The 24,609-nt window shown below is 69.7% G+C and carries 22 protein-coding genes and 1 tRNA gene; 8 read left to right on the forward strand and 15 right to left on the reverse strand.

What is annotated here, in order from left to right; translation table 11 throughout:
• Positions 1-67: 67 nt before the first annotated feature.
• The gene (locus ACW14X_RS01490) at positions 68-1,414 is read right to left on the reverse strand and encodes an LLM class flavin-dependent oxidoreductase (RefSeq protein ID WP_457164456.1); all 1,347 of its coding nucleotides are present in this window, start codon (positions 1,412-1,414) and stop codon (positions 68-70) included.
• A 167-nt stretch (positions 1,415-1,581) separates the two neighbouring features.
• On the opposite strand from ACW14X_RS01490, the gene ACW14X_RS01495 reads away from it, so the two are divergent.
• Entirely contained in the window at positions 1,582-2,478 is an 897-nt protein-coding gene (locus ACW14X_RS01495; protein WP_457164457.1) for a LysR family transcriptional regulator, read from the forward strand.
• Positions 2,478-3,005, forward strand: coding sequence for a cupin domain-containing protein (locus ACW14X_RS01500; protein WP_457164458.1), 528 nt, complete (start codon positions 2,478-2,480; stop codon positions 3,003-3,005). The genes ACW14X_RS01495 and ACW14X_RS01500 overlap by 1 nt, the downstream gene beginning before the upstream one ends.
• A gap of 14 nt (positions 3,006-3,019) precedes the next feature.
• On the opposite strand, the gene ACW14X_RS01505 is transcribed toward ACW14X_RS01500, so the two are convergent.
• The 3 genes from ACW14X_RS01505 to ACW14X_RS01515 all read right to left on the reverse strand — a co-directional run bounded on the left by ACW14X_RS01505 (position 3,020) and on the right by ACW14X_RS01515 (position 5,812).
• Complete coding sequence (locus ACW14X_RS01505; RefSeq protein WP_457164459.1) at positions 3,020-4,018, reverse strand: RDD family protein; 999 nt, start codon at positions 4,016-4,018, stop codon at positions 3,020-3,022.
• Between the two features lie 381 nt (positions 4,019-4,399).
• The gene (locus ACW14X_RS01510) at positions 4,400-4,870 is read right to left on the reverse strand and encodes a DUF6325 family protein (protein WP_457164460.1); all 471 of its coding nucleotides are present in this window, start codon (positions 4,868-4,870) and stop codon (positions 4,400-4,402) included.
• Positions 4,871-5,002: 132 nt separating this feature from the next.
• Positions 5,003-5,812, reverse strand: coding sequence for a class II glutamine amidotransferase (locus ACW14X_RS01515; RefSeq protein WP_457164461.1), 810 nt, complete (start codon positions 5,810-5,812; stop codon positions 5,003-5,005).
• A 364-nt stretch (positions 5,813-6,176) separates the two neighbouring features.
• On the opposite strand from ACW14X_RS01515, the gene ACW14X_RS01520 reads away from it, so the two are divergent.
• Positions 6,177-8,057: a glycoside hydrolase family 15 protein gene (locus ACW14X_RS01520; protein WP_457164462.1), complete on the forward strand. Its 1,881-nt coding sequence runs from the start codon at positions 6,177-6,179 to the stop codon at positions 8,055-8,057.
• Between the two features lie 165 nt (positions 8,058-8,222).
• Here ACW14X_RS01520 and ACW14X_RS01525 read toward each other — a convergent pair.
• Both ACW14X_RS01525 and ACW14X_RS01530 read right to left on the reverse strand, forming a co-directional pair.
• A tRNA-Pro gene (locus ACW14X_RS01525) sits at positions 8,223-8,296 on the reverse strand.
• Between the two features lie 61 nt (positions 8,297-8,357).
• Complete coding sequence (locus tag ACW14X_RS01530) at positions 8,358-9,095, reverse strand: FadR/GntR family transcriptional regulator (RefSeq protein WP_457164463.1); 738 nt, start codon at positions 9,093-9,095, stop codon at positions 8,358-8,360.
• A gap of 123 nt (positions 9,096-9,218) precedes the next feature.
• On the opposite strand from ACW14X_RS01530, the gene ACW14X_RS01535 reads away from it, so the two are divergent.
• The 3 genes from ACW14X_RS01535 (at position 9,219) to ACW14X_RS01545 (ending at position 11,773) form a co-directional block, all read left to right on the forward strand.
• Complete coding sequence (locus ACW14X_RS01535) at positions 9,219-9,719, forward strand: gluconokinase (RefSeq protein ID WP_457166033.1); 501 nt, start codon at positions 9,219-9,221, stop codon at positions 9,717-9,719.
• On the forward strand, positions 9,716-11,116 hold the full coding sequence (locus ACW14X_RS01540; protein WP_457164464.1) for a GntP family permease: 1,401 nt from the start codon (positions 9,716-9,718) through the stop codon (positions 11,114-11,116). The genes ACW14X_RS01535 and ACW14X_RS01540 overlap by 4 nt, the downstream gene beginning before the upstream one ends.
• Positions 11,117-11,197: 81 nt before the next feature.
• Positions 11,198-11,773, forward strand: a complete 576-nt coding sequence (locus ACW14X_RS01545) for a hypothetical protein (protein ID WP_457164465.1) — start codon at positions 11,198-11,200, stop codon at positions 11,771-11,773.
• A 45-nt stretch (positions 11,774-11,818) separates the two neighbouring features.
• On the opposite strand, the gene ACW14X_RS01550 is transcribed toward ACW14X_RS01545, so the two are convergent.
• Complete coding sequence (locus tag ACW14X_RS01550) at positions 11,819-12,313, reverse strand: VOC family protein (protein WP_160023721.1); 495 nt, start codon at positions 12,311-12,313, stop codon at positions 11,819-11,821.
• A gap of 114 nt (positions 12,314-12,427) precedes the next feature.
• Between ACW14X_RS01550 and ACW14X_RS01555 the strand changes: the two genes are divergently transcribed.
• On the forward strand, positions 12,428-12,919 hold the full coding sequence (locus ACW14X_RS01555; RefSeq protein WP_160023723.1) for a MarR family winged helix-turn-helix transcriptional regulator: 492 nt from the start codon (positions 12,428-12,430) through the stop codon (positions 12,917-12,919).
• Between the two features lie 72 nt (positions 12,920-12,991).
• On the opposite strand, the gene ACW14X_RS01560 is transcribed toward ACW14X_RS01555, so the two are convergent.
• Positions 12,992-16,780: a S8 family serine peptidase gene (locus ACW14X_RS01560; protein ID WP_457164466.1), complete on the reverse strand. Its 3,789-nt coding sequence runs from the start codon at positions 16,778-16,780 to the stop codon at positions 12,992-12,994.
• Positions 16,781-16,896: 116 nt separating this feature from the next.
• On the opposite strand from ACW14X_RS01560, the gene ACW14X_RS01565 reads away from it, so the two are divergent.
• Entirely contained in the window at positions 16,897-17,928 is a 1,032-nt protein-coding gene (locus ACW14X_RS01565) for a helix-turn-helix domain-containing protein (RefSeq protein WP_457164467.1), read from the forward strand.
• On the opposite strand, the gene der is transcribed toward ACW14X_RS01565, so the two are convergent.
• The 7 genes from der to thrS all read right to left on the reverse strand — a co-directional run bounded on the left by der (position 17,925) and on the right by thrS (position 24,482).
• Positions 17,925-19,310: a ribosome biogenesis GTPase Der gene (gene der / locus ACW14X_RS01570; protein WP_457164468.1), complete on the reverse strand. Its 1,386-nt coding sequence runs from the start codon at positions 19,308-19,310 to the stop codon at positions 17,925-17,927. The two genes, ACW14X_RS01565 and der, sit on opposite strands and share 4 nt — an antisense overlap.
• Positions 19,303-20,043, reverse strand: coding sequence for a lysophospholipid acyltransferase family protein (locus ACW14X_RS01575; protein ID WP_350713903.1), 741 nt, complete (start codon positions 20,041-20,043; stop codon positions 19,303-19,305). The genes der and ACW14X_RS01575 overlap by 8 nt, the downstream gene beginning before the upstream one ends.
• The gene (gene cmk / locus ACW14X_RS01580) at positions 20,040-20,735 is read right to left on the reverse strand and encodes a (d)CMP kinase (RefSeq protein ID WP_457164469.1); all 696 of its coding nucleotides are present in this window, start codon (positions 20,733-20,735) and stop codon (positions 20,040-20,042) included. Before cmk ends, ACW14X_RS01575 begins: the two co-directional genes overlap by 4 nt.
• A gap of 10 nt (positions 20,736-20,745) precedes the next feature.
• Complete coding sequence (locus tag ACW14X_RS01585; protein WP_457164470.1) at positions 20,746-21,846, reverse strand: prephenate dehydrogenase; 1,101 nt, start codon at positions 21,844-21,846, stop codon at positions 20,746-20,748.
• Between the two features lie 102 nt (positions 21,847-21,948).
• On the reverse strand, positions 21,949-22,347 hold the full coding sequence (locus ACW14X_RS01590) for a VOC family protein (RefSeq protein WP_160023737.1): 399 nt from the start codon (positions 22,345-22,347) through the stop codon (positions 21,949-21,951).
• Complete coding sequence (locus ACW14X_RS01595) at positions 22,344-23,147, reverse strand: helix-turn-helix domain-containing protein (RefSeq protein WP_457164471.1); 804 nt, start codon at positions 23,145-23,147, stop codon at positions 22,344-22,346. The genes ACW14X_RS01590 and ACW14X_RS01595 overlap by 4 nt, the downstream gene beginning before the upstream one ends.
• A 105-nt stretch (positions 23,148-23,252) precedes the next feature.
• Complete coding sequence (thrS, locus tag ACW14X_RS01600; protein WP_457164472.1) at positions 23,253-24,482, reverse strand: threonine--tRNA ligase; 1,230 nt, start codon at positions 24,480-24,482, stop codon at positions 23,253-23,255.
• Positions 24,483-24,609 lie beyond the last annotated feature (127 nt).

Consider the following 24,609-nt stretch of genomic DNA (forward strand, 5'->3'; position numbering starts at 1 on the left):
TCGGTCTTCCTGTGTCGTCTCTGGCGGTGAGGTGGGTGTGTCGTTCGGCGCCCGAGCGCTGTGGAGGTCAGCTCGTCGGAGTACGGCGAGCCAGGGTGTGGCGGTTCTCCGGGACCGGAAGGCCGAGGTTTCCGCGCAGGGTGGTGGCCTCGTACTCGCGGCGGAAGACGCCGCGCTCGGCCAGGATCGGGATGACCTCCTCCACGATCCGCCTGAAGTTGGCCGGGTGGTCGACGCCGATGTTGAAGCCGTCGCACGCCCGTGCCTGCCACCACTCCTGCAGCTTGGTGGCGACCGTCTCGGGGCTGCCGACGAACTCCGACTTACGGAAGACCCGGGTCGCCTCGACGGTCTGACGCAGCGTCCAGCCGTTCTCGACCGCTCGCTGGGTGATCTTCTGGGCCTGGGTGAAGAAGGACCGCTCGCCGTGCTCGAGCGCCTCGGCCGGGAAGGGTGCGTCGAGGTCGTACTGCCGGAAGTCATGCCAGCCGAAGGGCCGGCCGAACTCAGCGAGAGCCTCCGCGAAGCCGTGGTCGCGTTCGTGGTCGGCGGCCTCGATCTCACGGGCCTCCTCGTCGGTGTCGCCGACGACGACCTTGACCCCCGGCATGATCACGAGGTCGTCCGGGTTGCGGCCGAAGCCGCGGGCGCGGGTCTTGATGTCGTCGTAGAACGCCTGGCCGCTGCCGATGTCGGGAGCGTGGGTGAAGATCCCTTCCCCGACGGAGGCACCCAGGTCGCGGCCCTGGTCGGAGTCACCGGCTTGGAAGATGACCGGATGTCCCTGCGGGCTGCGCTGCAGGTTGAGCGGGCCGGCGACCTTGAAGTAGGTGCCCTCGTGGTGCAGCGCGTGCTGCTTGTCGGGGTCGAGGAACCGGGCGGTCTCTCGGTCGCGTACGAACGCGTCGTCCTCATAGGAGTCCCACAGGGCACGGGCCAGCTCGACGTACTCCTGAGCGCGGCCGTAGCGGGTGTCGTAGTCGTAGTGCTCCGCGAGCCCGTAGTTGGTCGCGGTGCCCGCATCACCGGTGGTGACCACGTTCCACCCGGCGCGACCGTGGCTGATCAGGTCGAGGGAGGCGAAGCGGCGCACCAGGTTGAAGGGGCTGTTGAAGCTCGTGGTCGCGGTGCCAACCAGACCGAGATGCTTCGTGTGGGTGGCCACCGCGGAGAGCAGGGTGAGTGGTTCCAGACGGTTGAGGTAGTGCGGCGGGCTGTGCGGGGTGATGAACTGGCTGTCCACGATGAACATCAGGTCGAAGCGGCCCTGCTCGGCCAGCTTGGCCGTCTGGATGAACCAGTCGATGTTCACGCTCGCGTCGCCCGGGATCTCGGGGTCGAGCCAGAGCCGGTGCTGGCCCGGACCGCCGGTGCCGTACGGGACGGCGCCCAGCTTGATCGTGCGTCGCGACATGCTGCCTCCGTGATGGTCAGCCGCGGCCGGGTGTCAGCCCGCGGTGGCCCTCTCCCCAGAGAGCCTTATGTCTATGAGTTTGATAGACAAACGCCACCCGGTCCAACGACGTTCCACGATGCTGAACCATCACGAACGCTCATCAATTGTGTATTACTCTGATCGACATGAGCCAGAATCTGGATATCGCCCCGCTGCGCAGCCTGGTCGCCGTCGCAGACTTCGGCGGATTCCAGCGGGCCGCCACCGCGCTGCACCTGACACAGAGCGCGGTCAGCCAGCACGTACGCCGCTTGGAGTCCGCGATCGGGCGCACGCTGGTCGAGCGGCAGGGTCGCGGGTCCCGGTTCACCGCCGATGGATCCGTGCTCCTGGCACAGGCGCGCCGGATCATCGCGCTGCATGATGAGACCGTGGCGAAGTTCCGTCCGTCCCCCACAGACGCTCCGATGACGGTCACCGTCGGGTCGACCGAGCACGCCGCCGCCCAGCTGTTGCCCAACGTGTCCAGAGCGCTGGCGCAGTCGGTGCCGAAGCGCGACTTCCGATTCCGGATCGACCGTGGCAACAAGCTGCGCGAAGGCCTCAGCGCCGGTGGTATCGACCTGGCCCTGCTGATCCAGCAGGCCGACGACCCCAAGGCCCTCTATGTCGGAGATCTGACGCTCACTTGGTTCGCGGCGCAGTCCTGGCGTGCCCCCGCGGCGACCAGCCCCGTGCCCATCGTCGCCTTCGACGAACCGTGCGCGCTTCGCAGCCGAGCCCTGGAGACGCTCGCCGACCACTCGATCCCTGCCACCATCGGCGCCGAGGCCATACAGCTGGCCGGCGTTCAGGCAGCCGTCGGGGCCGGCCTCGGCGTCGCGCTCATGGCGACCCTCGGCGAGACTCCCGAGGGCCTGGTCCGGGTGCCCGATCTCCCGACACCCGACCCGCTCCCGCTCTACGTCTGCACCCGCCCCGGTCTGCCCAAGGAGACGGCCGCACAGGTGGCCGCCGTCCTGCGGCCACTGCTCGCCATGCCCGGCGACGACCCTGTCCTCACCTTGGCCAAAGGAGCCTGATGTCTGCCGTTCACGTACCCGCCGGGTCCTCTGACGGGGACTACATTCGCACGCCGAGCGGTGTCCTCGTCCCCGCCGAGATCGACGCGTTCCACCGGCACCTCCACCACGTGGCCCCCTCCGGCCTGGTCGACCAGACCGGGCAGACCTCCGGGATGCGGCGGCTCGAGGCTGTCAGCGGCAAGACCGTTGGCGCGAAGAACCTGTGGATGGGCCAGACCCATGTCCCCGCCTCGACCGCCTCGGCCAACCACCACCACGGTGCCTCCGAGACCGCGATCTACGTCGTCTCCGGCAACCCGGTCTTCGTCTTCCTCGACACCGAGGCAGACGAGCCCGTCGAGACCCGAGTGGAGACCGGCCCTGGCGATTATGTCTTCGTGCCGCCGTGGGTCCCTCACCGCGAGGAGAACCCCGACACCGACACCGAGGCCGTCGTCGTGATCGCCCGCACCACCCAGGAGGCGATCGTCGTCAATCTGGACGGCCTCGACTGGTCCGAGGTCCGACTCAGCGGCGGCTCCTGAGCCTGCAAGCGTCGTCAGCGCTGTGGGGAGTCCGATCGGGCGCGATCGAGGAAGTCCGAGAGTGGCCCCGGCATCTCAGCGCTGCGGTCTCCCCAGTCATAGACGACACAGGTCTTGGCGATCAGGTCGTGGAAGGAACGATGCTCACGCTGCACCACGATCAGGAGCAGTCCGATGCCGAAGAACACCACGCTGAGGGGAAACACCAACGTCCTGACGAACATCGTGCGCACACCTGGAGCAGTGCCGTCGGCGCGTACGACGCGTAGCCCGGTCAGTCCCTTGCCGATCGTCCGGCCGGTGATGGCGAGGCTGATGAAGACGTAGCAGAACGCCCAGCTCACGAAGGCAGCGATCCCGAGCAGCGTCGAGCGGTCGTCGGTGAGCGACATGGACGTGAACATGTCGAGCAGGAAGCTGAACCCGGCGACGCCCAGCGTGTAGAGGCCGGCGATGAGAAGGCCGTCGATGAGAGCGGCAGCTGCCCTGCTGATCGCTCCCGCATAGTGTCCGGACACCGAGCGGCGCACCCGACGGATCCTGCCGTTCCTGAGATCGGGCGTTGCTCCTCGGGCCGCAACCAGGCTGAGCGGCCCGTCCCGTCGCTCGGCCTCGCTCCGTCGCATCAGCCGGTCCACGATCCGGTCGATGACGACGTCGAGCCCCACCAGCTGTCGCCGGGCGACGTCGAGGGCGGATCCAGCCATCGAATAGGTGCTCTCCGCCACGATGTCGGGGATGCCGGAGCGGCGTACGAGCGCCTCGAGGTCGACGTTCCTCAGCAGGGCGTCCACGTCTACGTCGGCGAGGAGCTTGTTGATGTCGACTTGCGCGAGCAACGCATCCATATCGACCCGCGCCAGGACCGCGTCCAGGTCCACGCGGCTGAGCAGGGCGTTGAGATCGACGTGCTCCAGGACGATATCGGGATCGACCGTGACGACGACCCTCTCCGTCACGGCGCCGGCGACCCGACCGAGGAGCCTCTTGCCGTTCTGCCGACCCTCGGTCATGACGTCGCCGGCTCCGACACGCGGAGCGTCATGTGAATCAGCCCGCCCGGAACCGACGCACGGCTGGGGCGTCGTCTCGTCGCGCGCACAAGATTCCCATCGCAGGTCCCGCCTCTTCCAGTCGTGGATCGCTGGAAGCCTAGAGCCGTCTGATCTGTTCTCTCATCACCCGGGCCGGGTGATTCAGCCGCCCCAAAGCGGCCGGTCGCGACGCGCTTTCAGCCTCGCCGGTCGCGGCGGTCGTCTCGGCGGTCCTCGCGGCGGTCGCCCCGCCGGCGTACGCCGTGAGTGACGACGGCGGCGGTACCTACGACAGCGGCCGTCCTGGCAACGGGCGCGGGGCCGATGACTCCCCGTCGTGCCCTACGTCTCAATGGCATGTCAGTCCTCCTCTTCAAGATCTGCTTCGATGGCTGCGAGAACCGCTTGCACCGGAATACGGCCACTCGCGACGAGCTGTCCCCCGGCGTGGCGCACCGCTGATCCGAACGGGGCGGCCCAGGTGTTCTCCCAGACCAACAGCGCGGCGGTGCTGCCCGGCGCGACGGCCGCCGAGACGGACTCGACGTCCTCCTGGCTCAGCAGGTTGGCCATCGCGGTCTCGTAGTCCCGGATGCCCCCGATCTCGCCGTCGTCGAGGTCGCTGATCTCGAACGCATCGAACGACCCGTCCTCCTCCTTGCGGATCATCAGCAGATCGAGGATCCGGATGATCCCGCGGTCGACCAGGTCCATCAGCGTGGGCGCGATCTTGCCGTTGAACCTGCTGCCGGGGAACTCCACCACGATCCAGTCGACAGGACCGAGCTCGTCTAAGGATTCGCTCTCGTGCACGGTCTCCTGGTCGGTCATGCCACCACCTGCTCCACTGGTTGCGGGCACCTCTGCGGCACCTCGTCCCTGTCATCATCGGCGGCGGATCCCTGTCGATGCGTCATCCCATATGGATGACCCGGAGACGTGGAACTCCCTCCGAGAGCTGCGTCAGTCCAGTGGACGGGCGGGCGAAGGTGAGAACTCCTGCAGCTCCTCGCGGCCACCCCGGACGATGAGGCAGGAGGACTCCGGCACCTCCCGCCACGCCCCGCGCAAGTCCCCCAACGGCTCGGACACTACGAGGCGCGCGTCATCGGAAAGCTGATGCAGTACCGGGTTGTCGGGGTACTGGAGACGGAGTGTGGCGACGTCGGTGTTGTGGAACAGCGATCGGGACCGACCCTCGCTGGAGTACCGGAATGCCCACGTGGTCTCCCCGTCGGTGGTCGCCACCGACATCTGGATCGGGTATTCGACTCCGTGGCGTCGCCCCGTCTCCTCGATGAGGCCAACCGCCTGAGCCACCGCTTCCGGCGGGTTCTCTTGGAGTCCGAAGGTCAGGGCGAGGAAGAAGAACAGCTCCGAGTCCGTCGATCCCTCGATGTCGGGGAACAGCCCGGGCTCGACGGCCAGGGTCAGGTCGCGCTTCAGCAACGTGAAGTCGGCGATGGCCCCGTTGTGCATCCACAGCCAGCGGCCGTGTCGGAAGGGATGGCAGTTGGTCTGCTGGACCGCCGTGCCGGTCGTCGCTCGGATGTGCGCGAAGACCCGACCGGCGGCAGCGTGGGCCGAGAGCTCTCGGAGGTTGCGGTCGTTCCAGGCGGGCTCGATGCTGTGGTAGATCCCTGGGGTGTCCTGGGCGCCGTACCAGCCGACACCGAAGCCGTCACCGTTGACCGTCTCCACGCCCAGCCGTGAGTGCTTGCTCTGCACCACGAGCGAGTTCTCCGGCTTGAACAGAAGGTCCTCCAGGAGCACCGGCGAACCTGAGTATGCGAGCCAACGACACATGTCGATCTCCCTTCGCCGCCCCCGACACACATCGGAGCGCGACTGATCCAGTACAACGGCGAAGGCGGGCCCAGCGGATCACCCGTTTCGGATAGGGCGGACCCGAACCGGCCAGTTGTCCTCGAGCGGAGATGAACGGTGAGCCCCTGTCTGCCATCCACCCGTCAACGATGGGATCAGGCCGCCGACAGCCGTTTCATCCCTAGTGGGTGACGTCGGCGCGGCACCAGGGGGCGAGAATCGAACCACCGATGCCGACGGCGAACGGTGCCGCACCCGGCGGGCGTCTGCCCGCCGGCGACACCCCTCCTAGGAGGACAAGGAGAAGCTCATGGCCGAGCAACCCTCAATCGCCGACCACGCCATCATCGGGGACCTGCAGACCGCGGCGCTGGTGGCGAGCAACGGCGACGTCGATTGGTTCTGCACCCCGCGCTTCGACTCGCCGAGCGTGTTCGCGTCCCTGCTCGACGCCGACCGCGGCGGCCGCTTCCGGATCGCTCCGGAGGGAGACGGCCCCCTGACCAGGCAGAGCTACCTGGGCGACTCGGCGGTTCTCGCCACCCGATTCATGGTCGAGGCGAGCACGAGCTCGGTGATCGACTTCATGCCGATCTCGGATCCCGAGGTCGCCCGGGACGAGCACACGATCGTCCGCGTCGTGCGAGGCGTACGCGGGCGGACACGGTTCCGGATGTCGTGCGCGCCCCGCTTCGACTACGGCCGTGCCTCCCACACGGTGGAGGTGACCCCTTCGGGGGCGGTGTTCGAGTCGGGTGGCACCCGACTCGTCCTCCACGCCGGGGTGCCCCTCGAACAGGTCGGCGACGACGTGGTGGCGTCGTTCGAGGTCGAGGAGGGCCAAGACGTCGGTTTCGTCCTGGAGACGGCCGGGGACGCGCCTCGCCGTGTCGAGGAGGGAGAGGTGCTCGCGGCGCTCGAGGGCACGGTCGGCTTCTGGCGCTCGTGGTTGGCGCGCTCGTCCTACCGGGGGCGGTGGCGCGAAATGGTCAACCGGTCCGCCATCACGCTCAAGCTGCTGACCTACGCCCCCACAGGCGCACCGATCGCGGCGGCCACTGCCGGCCTCCCCGAACAGCTGGGGGGAGAGCGCAACTGGGACTACCGCTTCACGTGGATCCGAGACTCGTCGTTCTCGATGCGGGCCCTGCTCGGTCTCGGCTTCACCGAGGAGGCCGCGCAGCTCGCCCGCTGGGTCGGGGACCGGGCACGCGAATCCGCGGCCGCCAACGAAGCCGTTCCCCTGAAGATCATGTACCGGGTCGACGGCTCCCCCGACCTCGTCGAGGAGACCCTCGATCACCTCAGCGGCTACAAGGAATCGCGCCCGGTCCGGATCGGCAACGGGGCTGCCGACCAGATACAGCAGGACATCTACGGCGAGTTCGCCGACTGCGCCTACGAGGCCGACCGGCTGGGTGCGCTGCCCGCGAGCTACGAAGGCCTCCAGACGTTCTCCCGGATCTTGAACTGGCTCTCCGAGAACTGGGACCAGCCCGACGCGGGCATCTGGGAGACACGCGGCGGTCTCCAGTCCTTCACGTACGGACGGGTGATGTGCTGGGTCGCCTTCGACCGCGGGATCCGGCAGGCCACGAAGTACGGGCGAGGGCGAGCAGCCGACATCGCGCGGTGGACGGCGGCGCGCGAGGCCATCTACGAGCAGATCATGACCGCCGGCTGGCACGAGAAGCGCCAGGCCTTCGTCCAGCACTACCAGACCGACGTGCTCGACGCCTCCGTGCTCCTGGCGCCGGTCGTCGGCTTCATCTCCTCGCAGGACCCGCGGTGGCTGTCGACCCTCGACGCCATCGAGGAGGAGCTGGAGACCGACAGCCTGGTCTACCGCTACGACCCGGCCGCCTCCCCCGACGGGCTGCAGGGGTCGGAGGGGACCTTCTCCATCTGCACCATGTGGTACGTCGACGCCATGGCCCGCGCCGGACGGGTCGAGAAGGCGAGGTTGGCGTTCGAGAAGATGCTCACCTACGCCAACCACGTCGGCCTCTACTCCGAGGAGATCGCCGTCAACGGAGAGCAGATCGGGAACTTCCCGCAGGCCTTCACCCACCTGTCGCTGATCAACGCTGCGCTCACGCTGGACGCCCAACTCGACCTCGCCGGCCGACCGGGTCACGTCTCCGGCGACGGCATCGCCGCCCTTCTGGACGAACGCCGACCCCCGCAATGAGGCGGGGCTACCTGCACCTGGATCACCGACCTTGACGGCTGGTGGAGACGCATTTCTCGTGAGCGCAGAGACGGGGCCATGGCTCCGCCGACGGGCAGTGTGGTGAACCTCGCGGACAGACGCAAAAACGCCCCTGACCTGCATGAGCAGGTCAGGGGCGATCTGTCGGGCTGACAGGATTTGAACCTGCGGCCCCTTGACCCCCAGTCAAGTGCGCTACCAAGCTGCGCCACAGCCCGAAACTGCGAGTGGATTTCTCCGCTCGAAGCGCTCCGAACATTACCGCACGGCTTCACCCGCTCACCAATCGGTATCCCCCTCCGGCGGGTCGTCGGCGGAGGCGAGGGCTTCGGCGGCTTCGTCGATGATGGCGCGCATGGCCTCCTCGGCTGCTGCCGGGTCGCCGTTGCGTACTGCGATCGCCACCTTCTCGTGCAGCTCGATGGCGGTGGGGTTCGGCTTGTCGGGCATCAGGTGGTGGTGCGTACGTCCGGCGAGGAGCTCGGCTACAAGGTCGCCGAAGGCGGCGAGCATGTCGTTGCCGCAGGCGTTGAGCAGGACGCGGTGGAAGGTCGTGTCGGCCTCGAGATAGGCCTCCAGGTCGCCGGCGGCAGCGTGGACGACCATGTCGGCCACGGATCGGGCCAGCTCGCCGTGGTGCTGGGGTTCTGCGCGTTCGGCGGCGAGGCGGGCCGCGATCGGCTCGAACCCGAGCCGCAGCTCGGAGAGCGACAGCAGCTGCTCGCGCCGGCCCTCGCCGTCGAGCCGCCAGCGGATGACCAGCGGATCGAAGACGTTCCACTCCTGCCGCGGGAGGACGGTGATGCCGACACGACGCCGGGTGGTAACCATGCCCATCGCCTGGAGAACGCGCACCGACTCCCGTGCGACCGGGCGCGAGACGTCGTACGTCGCCTGGATCCCCTCCAGCGTGAGGACCGACCCTGGCGGCAGCTCGGCAGAGACGATCCTGCGTCCGAGCGCATCTCGGACGCTCTGGTGCAGTCGATGTACGGCATCACCGCTGGAAGTCGTCACTGCGGCATCGTCGCACAATCCGAACCCGGCGTAATCAGAATCCGTTATGACACACCGCCTTGCCAAACGGATGCCTTTTGATGCACCCTGTGACGCGTGACACAGAACCCCCTCCTCGTCGTCATGGGCGTCTCCGGCTCCGGCAAGTCGACCGTCGGCGCTGCGATCGCCCAGCGCCTCCGGGTCCCCTTCGCCGACGCCGACGACTTCCACCCGCCGGAGAACATCGCGAAGATGGCCTCCGGTCATGCGCTGAACGATCACGACCGGCAGCCCTGGCTGGAGACGCTCGGCGGCTGGCTCGCCGAGCACGAGCAGACCGGCGCGGTGCTGAGCTGCTCGGCGCTCAAGCGCAGCTACCGCGATCTGCTCCACAGCCGCGCCCGCGGACTCCGGCTGCTCCACCTCAGCGGCACCCCGGAGGTGGTCGAGGCACGCCTCGCCGCCCGTGCGGGGCACTTCATGCCGCCGTCGCTGCTGCGCTCGCAGTTCGCGACCCTCGAGCCCCTCGCTCCCGACGAGTTGGGCACGACCATCGACATCGACCAGGACATCGACGCGATCGTCGACCGCTTCCTCACCACCATGAACCCGACCTCGAACCTGACCAGGGAGTCCGCATGAACATCCTCGCCGCCGCGACCGAGCCGGTCGCCCCGGTCGCATCAGGAGGCGTACTCCTCGCCGCCGCGCTGGCCTCGATCGCCCTGATCGTCGTCCTCATCACCTACGTGAAGCTGCACCCGTTCCTCGCGCTCCTGCTCGGCGGCATCACTGTCGGGGTGCTGGCGGGACGCAACGTCATGGACGTGATCACCTCCTTCGGCGAGGGCTTCGGCGCGACCGCGACCAGCGTCGGCCTGCTGATCGCGCTCGGTGCGATGTTCGCCAAGCTCCTCTCCGACTCCGGCGGTGCCGACCAGATCGTCGACACGATCGTGGGCAGGTCCTCGGTTCGTACGCTGCCGTGGGCGATGGCGCTCGTCGGCGCGATCATCGGCCTGCCGATGTTCTTCGAGATCGGCCTGGTGCTGCTGATGCCGGTCATCTACCTGGTCGCCCGTCGCGCACAGGTCTCCCTCATCACCGTCGGCATCCCCACCCTCGCAGGCCTCTCGGCGATGCACGGCCTGGTGCCGCCGCACCCGGGTCCGCTCGCCGCGATCGGCGCGCTCCAGGCCGACCTCGGCACGACGCTCGCGCTCGGCGTACTGGTCGCCATCCCGGTCATCATCGTCAGCGGGCCGCTGTTCGGCCGGCTCGCGGGCCGCTGGGTCGTCGTCGAAGCACCGCACACCTACGACTCCACTCCGGTGGGCGGCCCGGGAGCCGCCACAGCCACCGATATCCGCCGCCCCTCCTTCGGCGTCACCCTGTTCAGCGTCCTGCTGCCGCTCGTGCTGATGCTCGCCAAGGCGATCGTCGACATCGTCATCAACGACCCCGAGAACCAGCTCCAGCAGGTCTTCGACGTGATCGGCTACCCGCTCGTCGCGCTGACCATCGCGGTCATCGTCGCCATGTTCACGCTCGGCCGCGGGTCCGGGATGGATCGCCGCCAGATCGCCAAGACGGTCGAGATGTCGCTGCCGCCGATCGCGGGCATCGTGCTCATCGTCGCCGCGGGTGGCGGGTTCAAGCAGTCGCTGATCGACACCGGCATCGGCACCCAGCTCGCCGACTGGGCCCAGGGCTCCGGCGTGTCCGCGATCGTGCTCGCCTGGGTGCTCGCGGTCCTCATCCGCCTCGCCACCGGCTCGGCGACCGTCGCCACCATCACCGCCTCGTCACTGGTGGTCGACCTGGTCGCCAACATGCCCGCCGCCGAGGTCTCGCTCGTCGTGCTCGCCGTCGGTGCCGGCTCGGTGTTCTTCTCCCACGTCAACGACGCCGGGTTCTGGCTGGTCAAGGAGTACTTCGGCCTCGACGTCGTCCAGACGATCAAGTCCTGGTCGCTGATGGAGACGGTGCTCTCCGTGTCCGGTCTGGTGTTCGTGCTGGCACTGAGCATGGTGATCTGACACCCGCCCTCACGAAACTGTCGGTGCTGTCCGACACAATCACTCCTGACACATGGATCACACCCACCACAGGAGCTCACCGTGTCGGATACACCTTCCCCATCCAACACAGCCCCGTCGGACCCTGCCCCCAGCAAGCTCGACCCGATCTCCCGCAAGGGCACCCCGGCCCATCGCACGAAGTCGAAGCGGGAGGGCGCCGGGCGGCGCCAGGGGATGCCGGTGCAGGCGATCAGCCTCTCCGTGCCGGCATCCCTGGCGGCGCAGTGGAAGACCTACAGCCAGGAGGTCCCGCGTTCGCTGGTCGACGTCATGCTCGACGCCGTCGCGGCGACGCGCCCCCGGCTGCCGGTCATGCTGCGCGCCCACCAGGCAGCGCTGCGCGAGAAGACCAGGCCCGTCTCCGACGGCACCTTCATGCGCACGGTCCCACAGCCGAAACGGCTCGAGGACCCGTACGTCACGATGCCCCTGCGTCTCCTGGCGACGAATGTCGACGTGCTGGACGCCATGGTCCACGAGATGGCCGCGGAGTCCCGCTCGCAGCTGGTCGTGGTGGCGCTGACGGCGTGGCTGGCCGACCGGCGGGCCGAGGAGCAGGTCTACGCCGAGCAGCTCGAGCTCGAGGTGCCCGAGGACCCGTTCGACCGTCCCTGAGCGCGGCCGGGACCGGGCCGGTGCCCGTCCCGGCTGCGCCGTGCCTCAGAGCACCTTGGTGCCGTACATCTCCCCCAGCGGGTCGGCGAGGAGCTCGAGCCGTTCGCCGTCGGGCCCCATGAAGTAGAGCGACGACTTGGACTCGACCATGTAGTCGACGCCCGCGGCGTCGAGCTTGGCGCGCAGGTAGTCCCACTTCTCGGGGGTCACCGAGATCGCGATGTGGTGCAGCCCGCCGAGCACCTCGGCGTACGGGCCCAGGTCGAGCCCGGGAAGCGTGAAGAAGGCCAGCAGGTTGCCCGCCCCGACGTCGAAGAAGAAGTGGTCGGAGCCGGCGTAGTCCCGGTTCTCGAAGATCTCGGTCAGCGGAAACTCCAGGAGCCCCTGGTAGAAGTCGATCGACCTGCGTACGTCCGAGGAGAGCAGCGCGGCGTGGTGGATCCCGCGAGCCGTGCTGGCCGGTCGGGCGCCCTCCTCACGGAGGTACTCCTTCTTGATCCGCTCACGGTCCTTCGTGATGAAGTCCATGTCGATGCTCATCGTGCTCTCCTCATGCCCTGACGTCTCGGATCCAGTCTAGTTTCTGCGTCAACTGTTGCTGGAGGCGGGCGGTGGTGCTGAAAGCACGAGCTACGACTCGGTAAGGTATGCCTCATGGATGAGGTCAAGTGGCTCAGTAACGACGAACAGGTCGCGTGGCGTGCCTGGCTCGCCGTCAACGCACAGCTCACTTCGCGGATGAACCGTGACCTCCAAGCCAAGAACGGCCTCTCCCTCGCCGACTACGACGTCCTGGTCAACCTGACCGACGTCCCCGACCGCTCGCTGCGGATGTACGAACTCGGCGACAAGCTGCAGTGGGAGAAGAGCCGGCTCTCGCGCCAGGTGATGCGGATGGCCGCGCGCGGCCTCGTCGAGCGCCGCGAGTGCCTCGACGACCGGCGTGGCGCCTTCGTCGACCTCACCCCCGCCGGGCTCGAGGCCATCAAGGCCGCCGCTCCTGAGCACGTGAAGCTGATCCGCCAGGTCATGTTCGACGCCTTCACCCCCGAAGAGGTCGCCGCTCTGACCAAGCTCTACCAGGGCGTGCTCGAGCGCCTCGAGGTCTCGCCGGCCCGCGCCGCCGCAGACGGCTCTGCCGCCTAGCCCGCCGGCCCACGACGTAGAACGAGGCCCGCAGGTCACCGATGGTGACCTGCGGGCCTGTTCGTTGCGCTGTTAGCGCTTGACCCCGAACGCCGCGACGACCTTCTGGGTCACCGTGTTGCCGGCGTCGTCGCGGGCGGTGGCCCGCAGCGAGACCAGGTCGGCGCCGCGCGCGGGGATGCGCAGGCGCGTCTCCCAACGGTCACCGTCCTTGCGCAGCTTCACCGCGGTCCAGGTCGAGCCGCCGTCGTAGCTGACCTCCAGCGTCGCCCCGGAGACCGACCCGGCCCGCGGAGCGCCCGGCACGGTGTAGGGCACGACCGCGAACGGGACCTCGGCTCCCGCACGCACCGTGCCGTCCAGTGCCGTGTCCACGTCGTAGTCGAGCTGGAGCAGCGGCAACGGCGTGCCGTCCTCACCAGGAACGGCTTCATCGGCCAGGTCGGCCACGAACGTCCAGGACGTACGAGTGCTGGTCGAGTAGCGGTGGGCGTCGCCGGCCGCGTCGGTGTCGATCTCGAAGCGGTACGTCTGCGGGCCCTCCTCAACGGGGACCGCGGTCTGAACCGCCTGTCCGATGTTCTCCCGTACCAGGGTGTCTCCGTGGAAGAGGCGGGAGGTCACCGGGGTCTCACCCCAGGGGAACCCACCGGTGATCCCGTCCGGGCCGCTGGCGTGGGCGACGTTGACCTGGAACCAGTCACCGTTGTGTCGCGGACCCCAGTAGCCGTCGCCCGTGCGGGGCGCGGTCACCGGAGCGAACCAGTTGCGCACCGTGGTGCTGCGTGGTTCGTACGCCTGGCGCACGCCCCGCTGCTCCCAGGTGCTCTCATGGTCCACGTTCTCGTACCAGGTGACGCCGTCGTAGGTGGAGACGTAGTCGGTCCGATCGGTCGCCGTGGGCTGCAGCGCCCGGACGCTGAGGCACGGCGGCCACTGGTAGTCGCGGCAGTCCGCGCGGTCGTCGACGGCGAGCCGCTCCTGGGTGTCGTGGTAGCGGCTCTCCACGGTGGCGAGCTGCCGGGTGGTCGGCGCCAGCGCGAGCTCGCCCGGAATCTCACCGGGCCAGCTCTTGGAGACGTCGTAGAGGTAGGAGGGGAACTGGACGGCCTTGCCCTCCAGGGTCACCGTGCCCTTCGCGGCGGCAGCCACGAGCTTCTCGCCCTGAGCCGACCGCACCGAGACGACGGGCAGGTCCTCCTGGGTCACGAAGTCGACCAGCGGCCCGGGACGGTCGTTGACGACGATGAGCAGCGCCGCTCCGGCGGCCCGGGCCGCGGCCTCCCGCTCTTTGGCGGTGACGGCGTCGTCCCTGGTCACGAGCACGGCTCGGCCCTTGGCGTCGACGTCCTCGTAGTCGGCGGACGTGCCCTTGCCGGCCGCGACCGCCCGCAGCGACACCCGGCCGTCGAGCCTGGTCGAGCCGAGCTGGTAGACCGGGTCGAACGCGAGCCTCCGCGAGCTGCGCGCCGTCACGTCGAGCGCCGGCTCGATGGCCCGCCAGCGTACGGCGAAGTCGAACTCGGCGCTGTCGACGGGGCCGGTGGCCTCGGCGTAGATCGAGTCGACGTCGACCGGGACGGCGTACGTGGCGCCGAAGGTCGCATAGAGCCCGCCGATGCCGGAGTCGTTGAAGAACTGGAACCGGCGGTAGGCGACGTCGCTGTCCTTGGGCGTCTTCAGGGTGAGCTCGTCGGCCTTCCGGGCGTCGAGCACGAGGGACTGGTCCTTGTCGGTGACGACGACCTGCGGGTCGCCGACCAGCGCGACGCCGGTCGAGCCGGGTCCCTGAGAGCCGGCGACGTCGAGGAACGCCGTGGCCGAGTACGTGCCGGGCTGCAGGCGCTGGGTCGGCACCGTGCCCGTGGCCGGGTCGATCGGCAGGCTGCTGACGAACTGGTCGCCGTAGCGGTAGAAGTCGACGTAGCCGGTGGCCGGCTCACCGGACCGGTCGAGCGCGGTGATGTCGAGGCCGTAGCGCTCCTCCTCCTTGACCAGCGCGGTCGCGGTGCGCACGGTGATCTCGCCGGAGGTGGCGACGACGGCACCGCTGTACTTACCGGCGAGCGGGGCGTCGTCGGCGTCGGCCGTGATCGTGACCTCGGCGCTGCCGCCGGCCGGGACGACGACCTCCTCGGCGGAGAGCGAGACGAGGTCGCTCGCCTTGCCGTCGGGGCCGACGACGTCGGTGCTCAGCGCGAGCGTGACGTCGGCGTCGGTGGAGTTGGTGTAGGTCACGGTGCCGTTGGCGGGCTCGTCGCCGTCGTGCGGCCAGCCGTAGAAGCCGAGGAACCCGTCGCCGGAGCCCTCCACGCCGTCGAGAGCGGCGGGCACGTCGAGGCGGCCGGTGCCGACCTCGTACGCCGGCGCGTCGATGTCCGCGGCAGAGGAGACCAGGGCCTTCTTGAGCTGCTCGCCGGTGAGCTCGGGGTGCGCGCCCTTGAGGATCGCGGCGGCTCCCGCGACGTGCGGGGTGGCCATCGAGGTGCCGTCCATCGAGCGGTACCAGCCCTCGCCGGACGACTGCTGCGAGCGGGCGGCGAGGATGTCGACGCCGGGCGCGGTCAGGTCGGGCTTGATCGCGTGGTCGCCGACCCGCGGGCCGTAGCTGGAGAAGTCGGCGCGTACGTCACTGTCGTCCACCGCGCCCACCGTGAGAGCGGCATCCGCGGTGCCGGGGCTGCCGATGGATCCCTCGGCATAGCTGTTGCCGGCCGCGACGACGAACAGGGCACCGGTCTCCTCGCTCAGCGCGTTGAGCGCCTGCGCCATCGGGTCGGTGCCGTCATTGAGGCTGGAGTCACCGAGGCTCATCGAGACGATGTCGGCGTTCGCCGCGCCCCATTCCATGCCGGCGATGATCCAGGAGTCCTGGCCGTAGCCGGCGTTGTCGAGCACCTTGCCGACCAGCAGGTCGGCGCCGGGGGCGACGCCCTTGTAGAGACCCTCGCTGGCCGCGCCGGTGCCGAGGACGGTGGAGGCGACATGCGTGCCGTGCCCCTGCACGTCGCTGGTGGCCTCCTCCCCCGGGACAAACGACTGCGCCTCGTCGACCTGGTCGGCGACGTCGGGATGGGTGGCGTCGATCCCGGTGTCGAGGACCGCGACGGTCGCGCCCTTGCCCTCGAAGCCCGCGGCCCACGCCTCGGGGGCACCGATCTGCGCGGTGCTGCGGTCCAGGGTGGTCTCGGCCTTGCCGTCGAGCCAGATCTTCTCGACGCCGCCGCCGAGCTTCCCGGCCGGACCCGCGGCACGAGCGGACGCCCCGCCGTCGGAGGCCACAGCCGACCAGAACGCGGACGACTTCTTCTTGCTCACCGCCACGGCGTCGGCGTCGATGCTGGGCAGGTCGAGCGTACGCTCGGCGCCCGGCAGCTTCGCCGCCTTGGCACGGGTCGGGGCCTGCTCCAGGATCAGCGGAGTGGCGTCGACGGTCTCGTCGTCGTAGCTCATCTCGAGGAGCCCGGTGACGTCGAAGAGCCGGCGGTCGAGCGTGCCCGCGGCCAAGTAGGGCTTGGCAGCGGTGGGGATGGCGTAGAGGTGGTCGCCCACCTGCTGGGTCTCGATCGCACCGGCGGCGGAGTCGAAGCCGAGGGTCAGGACTCCGTCGTCGGTCGCGGTCACGTCGATGACGTCGCCGGTCACGAGGGTGATCGTGGTCCGTCCGTCGTCGAGGGCGGGCGTACGGGGCGCCGTGCCGGCGGTGCTGCCGGCGTCGGTCCGAGGGCCCTCAGGCGTGGGGTCGGTGCCTGGGGTCGCATGCGCGCTGGTGGCCATGGTCGCGACCAGGGCGGTCGCCGCAGCAGCTGCCGCGACGGCCTTGGTGGCGGCCGAGAGGCCGGATGTGGTTGGGGGTCTCATGGAGAGGGACCCTGTCAATGGGGCGCGACAGGCGACAAGAGCGATGTCGTGGCGGTTTTACGGCATGGCGAGACTCCGTCAGCACCGGAACGTCCGGGTTGTGTCGCAGAAGTGCCATGCTCGGCGTCGTGCTCGGTCTGACCCCCGATGAGACCCTCGCCTACGGCGAGCTCATCACCATGCCCTCCGCCACCGCCGCCGAGTTCGCGGCCGCCCTCAGCGCGTTCGGGACGTCACCGGGAGAGGCACATCTGCTGCTGCGCCGCCTCGAGGAGCACGGTCTGGCCGCTCGGATCACCGGCGACGAGCGGCGTTTCGCCGCCGCCCCGCCCGCGATCGCGCTCGGCGCGCTGCTCGCCCGGCAGCAGGACGAGGTGCGGCAGGCGGAGATCGAGCTCAGCCGCCTCGACGAGGCCTACCGGGTGGCGGCTGCCGGCCGCGGGCCCACGGACGTGGTCGACGTGATCCACGGCGAGGACGCCGTCCGGCACCGGTTCGAGCAGGTCCAGCTCGGCGCGCGCGAACGCGTCGACGCGTTCGTACGCCCGCCGGTGATCGTGACCTCCAGCCAGGAGAACTCGGCCGAGAACAAGGCCGTCGCGCGGGGCGTGCACTACCGGGTCGTGGTCGAGCGCAGCATGCTCGAGAGCCACGACGTGACCGTCGACGAGGCGATCGAGGCGACCGACGCGGGCGAGGAGATCCGCTTCGCCGGCCAGGTGCCGCTCAAGCTCCTCATCGTCGACAGGCGGCTCGCCCTGATGCCGCTGACCTCCTCGGGCGACGTCGTCGGTGCGCTGCTCGTCCGCGAAAGCACGCTGCTCGACGCCCTGATCGCGCTCTACGAGAACGTGTGGGACCAGTCGACGCCGATGCTGGTGGGGACCGCCGGTCTCACCGGCGACGTCGCGCAGCAGGTCGACGACGAGGACGCGCAGGTCCTCGGGCTGCTGCTCGCCGGGCTCACCGACCAGGCCGTCGCCAAACAGCTCGGTACGTCGCTGCGTACCGTGCAGCGCAGGGTGCGAGCGCTGCTCGACCTGGCCGGCGTGGAGACCCGGATGCAGCTCGGCTGGCACGCCGCGAACCACGGCTGGGTGCCGGTAGGGGCGGACCGTCAGCCGACGCCCGCCCCGCCTGAGGACTAGCGCTTGCGCTTCTCCCGAACCCGCTGCTGCAGCACGATCGGGGTGCCGACGAAGCCGAACTCCTCGCGCAGACGGCGCTCGATGAAGCGCTCGTAGGAGGCCTCGAGCTTGCCGCTGGTGAACAGCACGAACGTCGGCGGCGCGGTCGAGGGCTGGGTGCCGAAGAGGATCTTCGGCTGCTTGCCGGACCGGACCGGGTGCGGGTGCTCGGCGACGAGGCGACCGAGGAACGAGTTGAGCGCGCCGGTGCCGATCCGCGTCTCCCAGCCCTCGAGGGCCTTGTCGAGAGCCGGGACCAGGCGGTCGACGTGCCAGCCGGTGCGGGCGGTGATGTTGATCCGCGGGGCCCACTGCACCTGGACGAGATCGCGCTCGATCTCGCGGTCGAGCTGCCAGCGACGGTCCTCGTCGACGAGGTCCCACTTGTTGAACGCGATCACCAGCGCCCGGCCGGCCTCGCGGACGGTCTGCAGGATGCGGATGTCCTGCTCAGAGATCTTCTCGCCACCGTCGAGGACGAGCACGGCCACCTCGGCGCGGTCGATGGCGGTGGTGGTGCGCAGGGAGGCGTAGTACTCGTGGCCCGAGGCCTCCTTGACCCGCTTGCGGATCCCGGCGGTGTCGATGAAGCGCCACTCGCGGCCGCCGAGCTCGATCAGCTCGTCGACCGGGTCGACGGTGGTGCCGGCGACGTTGTCGACGACCGCCCGCTCCTCCTGGGCCAGCTTGTTCAGCAGGCTCGACTTGCCCACGTTGGGCTTGCCGACCAGCGCGACCCGGCGCGGGCCACCGATCTCGGTGCCCTCGGGAAGCGGCGGCGGGTCGGGGAGCACCGCGAGGATGGCGTCGAGCATGTCGCCCGAGCCGCGGCCGTGCAGCGCGGAGACCGGCCAGGGCTCACCGAGCCCGAGGTTCCACAGTGCGGCGGCCTCGGCCTCGGTGCGCATGTCGTCGACCTTGTTGGCGGCCAGGACGACCGGCTTGCCGGACTTGCGCAGGATGCGTACGACTGCCTCGTCGGCGTCGGTGATGCCGACGGTCGCGTCGACCACGAAGAGGACGGCGTCGGCCAGCGAGACCGCGATCTCGGCCTGAGCGGCGATCCGCTCGGCCAGGCCCTGGGCGTCGGGGTCCCAGCCGCCGGTGTCGACCAGCGTGAACGCCTTGCCGTTCCAGTCGGCGTCGTAGGAGACGCGGTCGCGGGTCACTCCGGGTACGTCCTGGACGACGGCCTCGCGACGACCGATGATCCGGTTGACCAGGGTCGACTTCCCGACGTTCGGGCGGCCGACGACCGCCAGCACCGGCAGCGGGCCGGCCGGGGTCTCGTCGGTCTCGGTGGTGTCTCGTACGTCCTCGTACGAAACGTCGGGGTCAGTCATTGTTCTCCTCGCTAGGTAGCGGACCGGGCAGTTCGCGACCGGTCAACGCCAGGGCATGGTCCTGTTGGACCTGCATGTGCTTCTGGAGCAAACCCGAGACATGCCCGACTTGTTCCCTGGTACGCGGCCAGCCTACGCGCTCGACGTGGAAAGGCTCGCCATAGACGATGTCGATCCGAGCACCTTTGTGCGGCAGCGACGAGACGCCGCCGCCCGGATCGCGGCTGCCGAGCATCGTCACCGGCACCACGGGAGCACCCGAGGCGAGGGCGAGATAGGCGGCACCGCGGTTGAAGTGGGACAGGTCGCCCGCCCCGCGGGTGCCTTCGGGATAGATGCCCATCGCGTTGCCCTCACGCAGCACCCGCAGCGCCATCTTCACCGCCGCCGGGTCGCTGCCGAACCGGTAGAGCGGGATCTGACCGGCCCAGCGCAGGAACGGGCCGAGGAACCAGTGCTCGAACATCTCGAGCTTGGTCAGCGCGTGCACCGGACGCGGTGTGAAGATCGCCAGCAGCGGACCGTCGATGATCCCGATGTGGTTGGAGGCGAAGACGACCGGCCCGGTCGCCGGGATGTTGGCGGTCTCGTGCAGCCGTACGTCGAACCGGCGCCGGATCAGCCACCGGGCGTAGACGTTGATGTGGTAGAGCGCCCACCGGCTCGGATGCGGGACCCCGTCGGTGCGGGGAAGCTCGGTGCGGGGTGTGCCCGCGGGCGGGCTCGCGCTCACTCCCCCGCCTTCTGAGCGAGGTCGACGACGAGGTCGATGACCTCCTCCAGCGTGTAGGGCGTGGTGTCGAGGTGGGTGGCGCCCTCCGGCACCACCGCACCGCCCTTGGTGGAGTCGATCTTGTCGCGGTTCTCCAGCGACGCGCGGACGGCCTCCGCGTCGGTGCCGCCCTCCTCGGCCGCGCGGCGCGCGGCGCGAGCGGCGGGGTCGGCGGTGACGTACAGCTTCAGGTCGGCCTGGGGCCAGACCGCGGTGCCGATGTCGCGGCCCTCGACCACGATGCCGGAGCCGGCGGCGAGCGCGTCCCGGATCTCCTGCTGCTGGAGCGCGATCAGGCGGGCACGGACCTCGGGGACGGTGGCGACCGGGGAGACCGCCGCGTTGACCTTGTCGCTGCGGATCTCGACCGAGACGTCGACGCCGTCGAGGGCGATCGTCGGGGCGAGCGGGTCGGTGCCGGAGGTGATCACCGGCTTGCCGGCCGCGGCGGCGATCGCGTCCACGTCGTGCACGTCGATGTCGTTGCTGAGCATCCACCAGGTCATCGCCCGGTACATCGCGCCGGTGTCGAGGAAGCGCATGCCCAGGCGGTCGGCGACGCCGCGCGAGGTGCTCGACTTCCCGGAGCCGGAGGTGCCGTCGACGGCGATGACGATACGGGCGGGTTCAGTGGTGGGATTGCTGCTGCTCACGGGCGGGAGCCTACCGGTGAGCGACCCAACCCCGGGACTCCAGAACCGCCTGCATCCGGTCGGCCGCGTCGTCGGCCACGATCAGCTCCATGACACCGACCGGGCGACCGGGGTCGTGGTCGATGCGTACGTCCTCGATGTTGACGCCGCTCTCCCCCGCGTCGGCGAAGAGACGGGCCAGGTTGCCGGGCTCGTCGGGCACCGTCACGTAGATGGTCGCCTGCGCGGTCTGCGGCCGGCCGTGCTTGCCGGGGATGGCTCTGGTCCCGGCCTGCCCCTCCTTGAGAAGTACGTCCAGGGCGGCCGCGTCACCGTTGTCCACCGCCGCGATCATCTCGTCGAGCTGAGCGCGCACCTCGGTGAGCAGGTCGGTCACCGCGCGGGCGTTGCCGGCCACGATCTGGCCGTAGAGGCCGGGGTCGCCGGCGGCCACACGGGTCACGTCGCGTACTCCTTGACCGCTGAGGCCGAGGTGTCCCTCGGGCGCCACCGCCAGGCGGCCGGCCACCAGGGCGGCCATCAGGTGCGGGACGTGGGAGGTGCGGGCGACGGCCTGGTCGTGATCCTCCGGGCTCAGGGTCAGCGGAACGGCGCCGCACAGCGTGGCGAGCTCGCCGACGAGCTCGGTCGCCTCGGGGTCCGCCTCCGCGTGCGGTGTGACCGCCCAGGGCCGCCCCTCGAACAGCGTCGAGGTCGCAGCCAGCGGCCCGGAGCGCTCGCTGCCGGCCATCGGGTGGCCACCGACGTAGCGTCGTACGTCGCCTTGGCTGTGCTCACGGACGTAGGCCAGCGGCGAGGCCTTCACGCTGCCGACGTCCGTCACGACGGCATCGGGGCTGTCGGCGAGCGCTCGGGCGATCACCTCGCCGAGGTGCGCCGGCGGGACCGCGACGACGACCAGCTGCGGCGTGTCGCCGGGCCTGCGGCGGCGGCCGGCCCCGAGGCCGGTCGCGGTGCGCACGTGGCTGGCGACCGAGTCGCTCAGCAGCACGTCGAGTCCGGCGGAGGCGCAGGCGAGCGCGACCGAGGTGCCGAGCAGGCCGACACCGACGATCTCGACCGGGCCGGTCAGAGTCGACAGCCCTCCCCCTGCGCGCCCGGTCTGTGTCATGCCTCCAAGGCTAAACGGTCCGCGCCGTCGGACCCTCCTCGTCTCAGCGCCTGTGGTGCGCTATCGCGACCGGTGACCAAGGTGTGCGATATCGCGTCGCGATCACGAAGGCTGGTAGCTGCCGATGGACCAGGAGTTGCCCTCGGGATCGGTCACGGTGCCACCGCGGCCGCCGTAGTCCTGGTCGACCATCGGCCGGTCCACGGTGGCGCCGGCGGCGACCGCCTTGTCGAAGACGGCGTCGGGGTCGTCGGTGACCAGGTAGGCGGAGGAGACACCGGTGTTCTTGATGCCGCCGTCCTCGCGTACCTGTCCGAACATCAGCCCGCCTCCCCCGGGCCAGAGCCACTCCGCGTGGTGCACGATGCCGCCCTCGCGGTAGGTGGCGTGTTCGACGAAGCCGATTGCGCTCAGCCACGTCATCATCTTCTCGGCGTCCTGGAACGCCATCGACTGCCAGTACTTGATCTTCGCTACGTCGGTCTTCTGCTCAGTGCTCATGCATCCGAGTCAACCGCCGATGCGTAGGCCAGGTCTTGAACGAATGGGAACTCCTCGCGCAGCCAGGTGGTCGGCGTACACCCGCCGAACTCCTGCCACTCCCGCGTCAGGTGCGCCTGGTCGGCATAGCCGCAGGCGGTCGCGGCGCGAGCCAGCGGCATCCGGCCGACCAGTCCACGGGAGCGGTCGAAGCGCGCCAGCCGCTGGAACTGCTTCGGCGCCACCCCGGTCTCCGCACGCACCAGGTCACTGATCCGCCGGCGGCTGTAGCCGACGTCGTCGGCCACCTCCTGCACTCCCGCTCCCCCGGTCAGCAGCGCCAGCGCGCGGCCCACCTCGGCCCTCGGCCCGGGCTCGCCGTGGCGTGCCAGCGCCTCGACCAGGCCGGTCACGACCAACCGGGCCCACTCCCGTGGATCGGCCTCGGCCAGCCGCTCCGGAAGATGACGTACGCCCCCAGGTGCCGCGACCTCGTCGAGGGCGAGGAGCTCGCCACGCCACGCCGCCGCCGGCATCCCGAACAGCGCCCGCACCCCGGTGGTGGTCAACCCCAGCTGTACGCCGCGCTGGTGGCCGTGGTGATGGATCGCCGCCGGCCGGGTGTGCAACCCGGAGACCATCGACCACGCCGTCACCGGCTCCGTCCCACTCCCCCACGAGGTCACCAACGGCTCGTCTACCGGGAGCACGAAAGTGATCTCGGTCGACGGCATCCCCCGATGCACCCCCGGCGCCCCGAAGTCGACGTCGTAGGTGACCAGCGAGGTGACATAGGGCCGCAGCACCTCCGGCACGGTCATATCTCGATGGTGCCACGGTTGAGGCGGGTTGCCCATGCACTATCGCGGCCGGCGAGGAGGGTGTGCGATAGCGCCGGGCGGTGAAGGTCGTGACGCCTCAAGATCTCACCACAACACGCCATCCGCCCGAGACTCGTACGCCGCCTTCATCCGCGCCACCAGATCAGCAACATCAACCCGCCGCTCGACACCGGCGGCGACGTCGCGTACCTGAACCTGCCCTCCATCGGCCTCGACCGACCCGAGGACGGCGATCAGCGGCTCCCGCCGGCGACGAGACTCGCGGATCCGAGCACCTAGTGAGCCGTCGGCGTCCAAGCGCGGACGGAGCCCCTCGGCGACGAGCGCGTCGACGAGCCTGCGGGCAGCGGCGTCCTGATCTGCGGAGACAGGGAGGACGGCGATCTGGACAGGCGCCAGCCACAGCGGGAGACGACCCTGGTAGCGCTCCAGGAGGGCCGCGGTGACGCGCTCCATCGACCCGACGGTGCCGCGATGGACCATCACGACCCGCTGCTGGGACCCGTCGGCGGCGTCGTAGGTGAGGTCGAACCGCTCGGGCTGGTTGAAGTCGACCTGGACGGTGGCGATGGTCTCCTCGTGGCCCGCGGGGTCGATGACCTGCAGGTCGAGCTTGGGACCGTAGAAGGCGGCCTCCCCCGGCGCCACGACGACCTCGACGCCGGCCTCGGCCGCCGCCTTCCTCAGCGCCTCCTCGGCACCGTCCCACTGCTCGACGGAGCCGAGGTAGGACGGGGAGGCGTCGCGGAGGGAGAGGCGGACGTAGTCGACCCGCAGACCGAGGATCTCCTGCGCCTTCAGCGCCGACCGCAGAGCCCTTCCTGCCTCCTCTGCCACCTGGTCGGGGCGGCAGAAGACGTGGGTGTCGTCGAGGTTGATCTGGCGTACCCGGCTCAGCCCCGAGAGCACCCCGGAGCGTTCGGCGCGGAACATCGGGGCGAGCTCGTGCAGCCGGATCGGGAGCTCACGGTAGGAGTGCTGGCGAGCCTTGTAGACCAGCGCATGGTGGGGGCAGTTGGCCGGACGGAGCACGAGATCGTCCTCGTCCGAATCCGATCCCATCGACATCGGCGGAAACATGTCCTCGGCGAACTTCGCCCAGTGACCCGAGCGCTCGAAGAGCGCGCGTTTCCCGAGCACCGGGGTCTTGACCGGTACGCAGCCGTCGGCCCGAGCCAGGTCGGCGGCGAGCCGCTCCAACTCGGCGAAGATGACGGCCCCGTCGGGCAGCCAGAGCGGCAGCCCGGATCCGGCCAGCGGGTCGGTCGCGAAGATGGCGAGGTCGCGGTTGAGGTCGCGATGATCGAGATTCATGGTGTGCTCCTGGGTCGAGGTCCCGGAGCACGACCACCAGAGACGAGAACCGCCCCGGAGCGATGCTCCGGGGCGGTCTGCGAAAGTGGACAGCAGGTCAGCGCCGGAGTGGGTCCGGCGTCGTCGT

It is taken from the genome of Nocardioides sp. YJ-D4 (assembly GCF_054031495.1).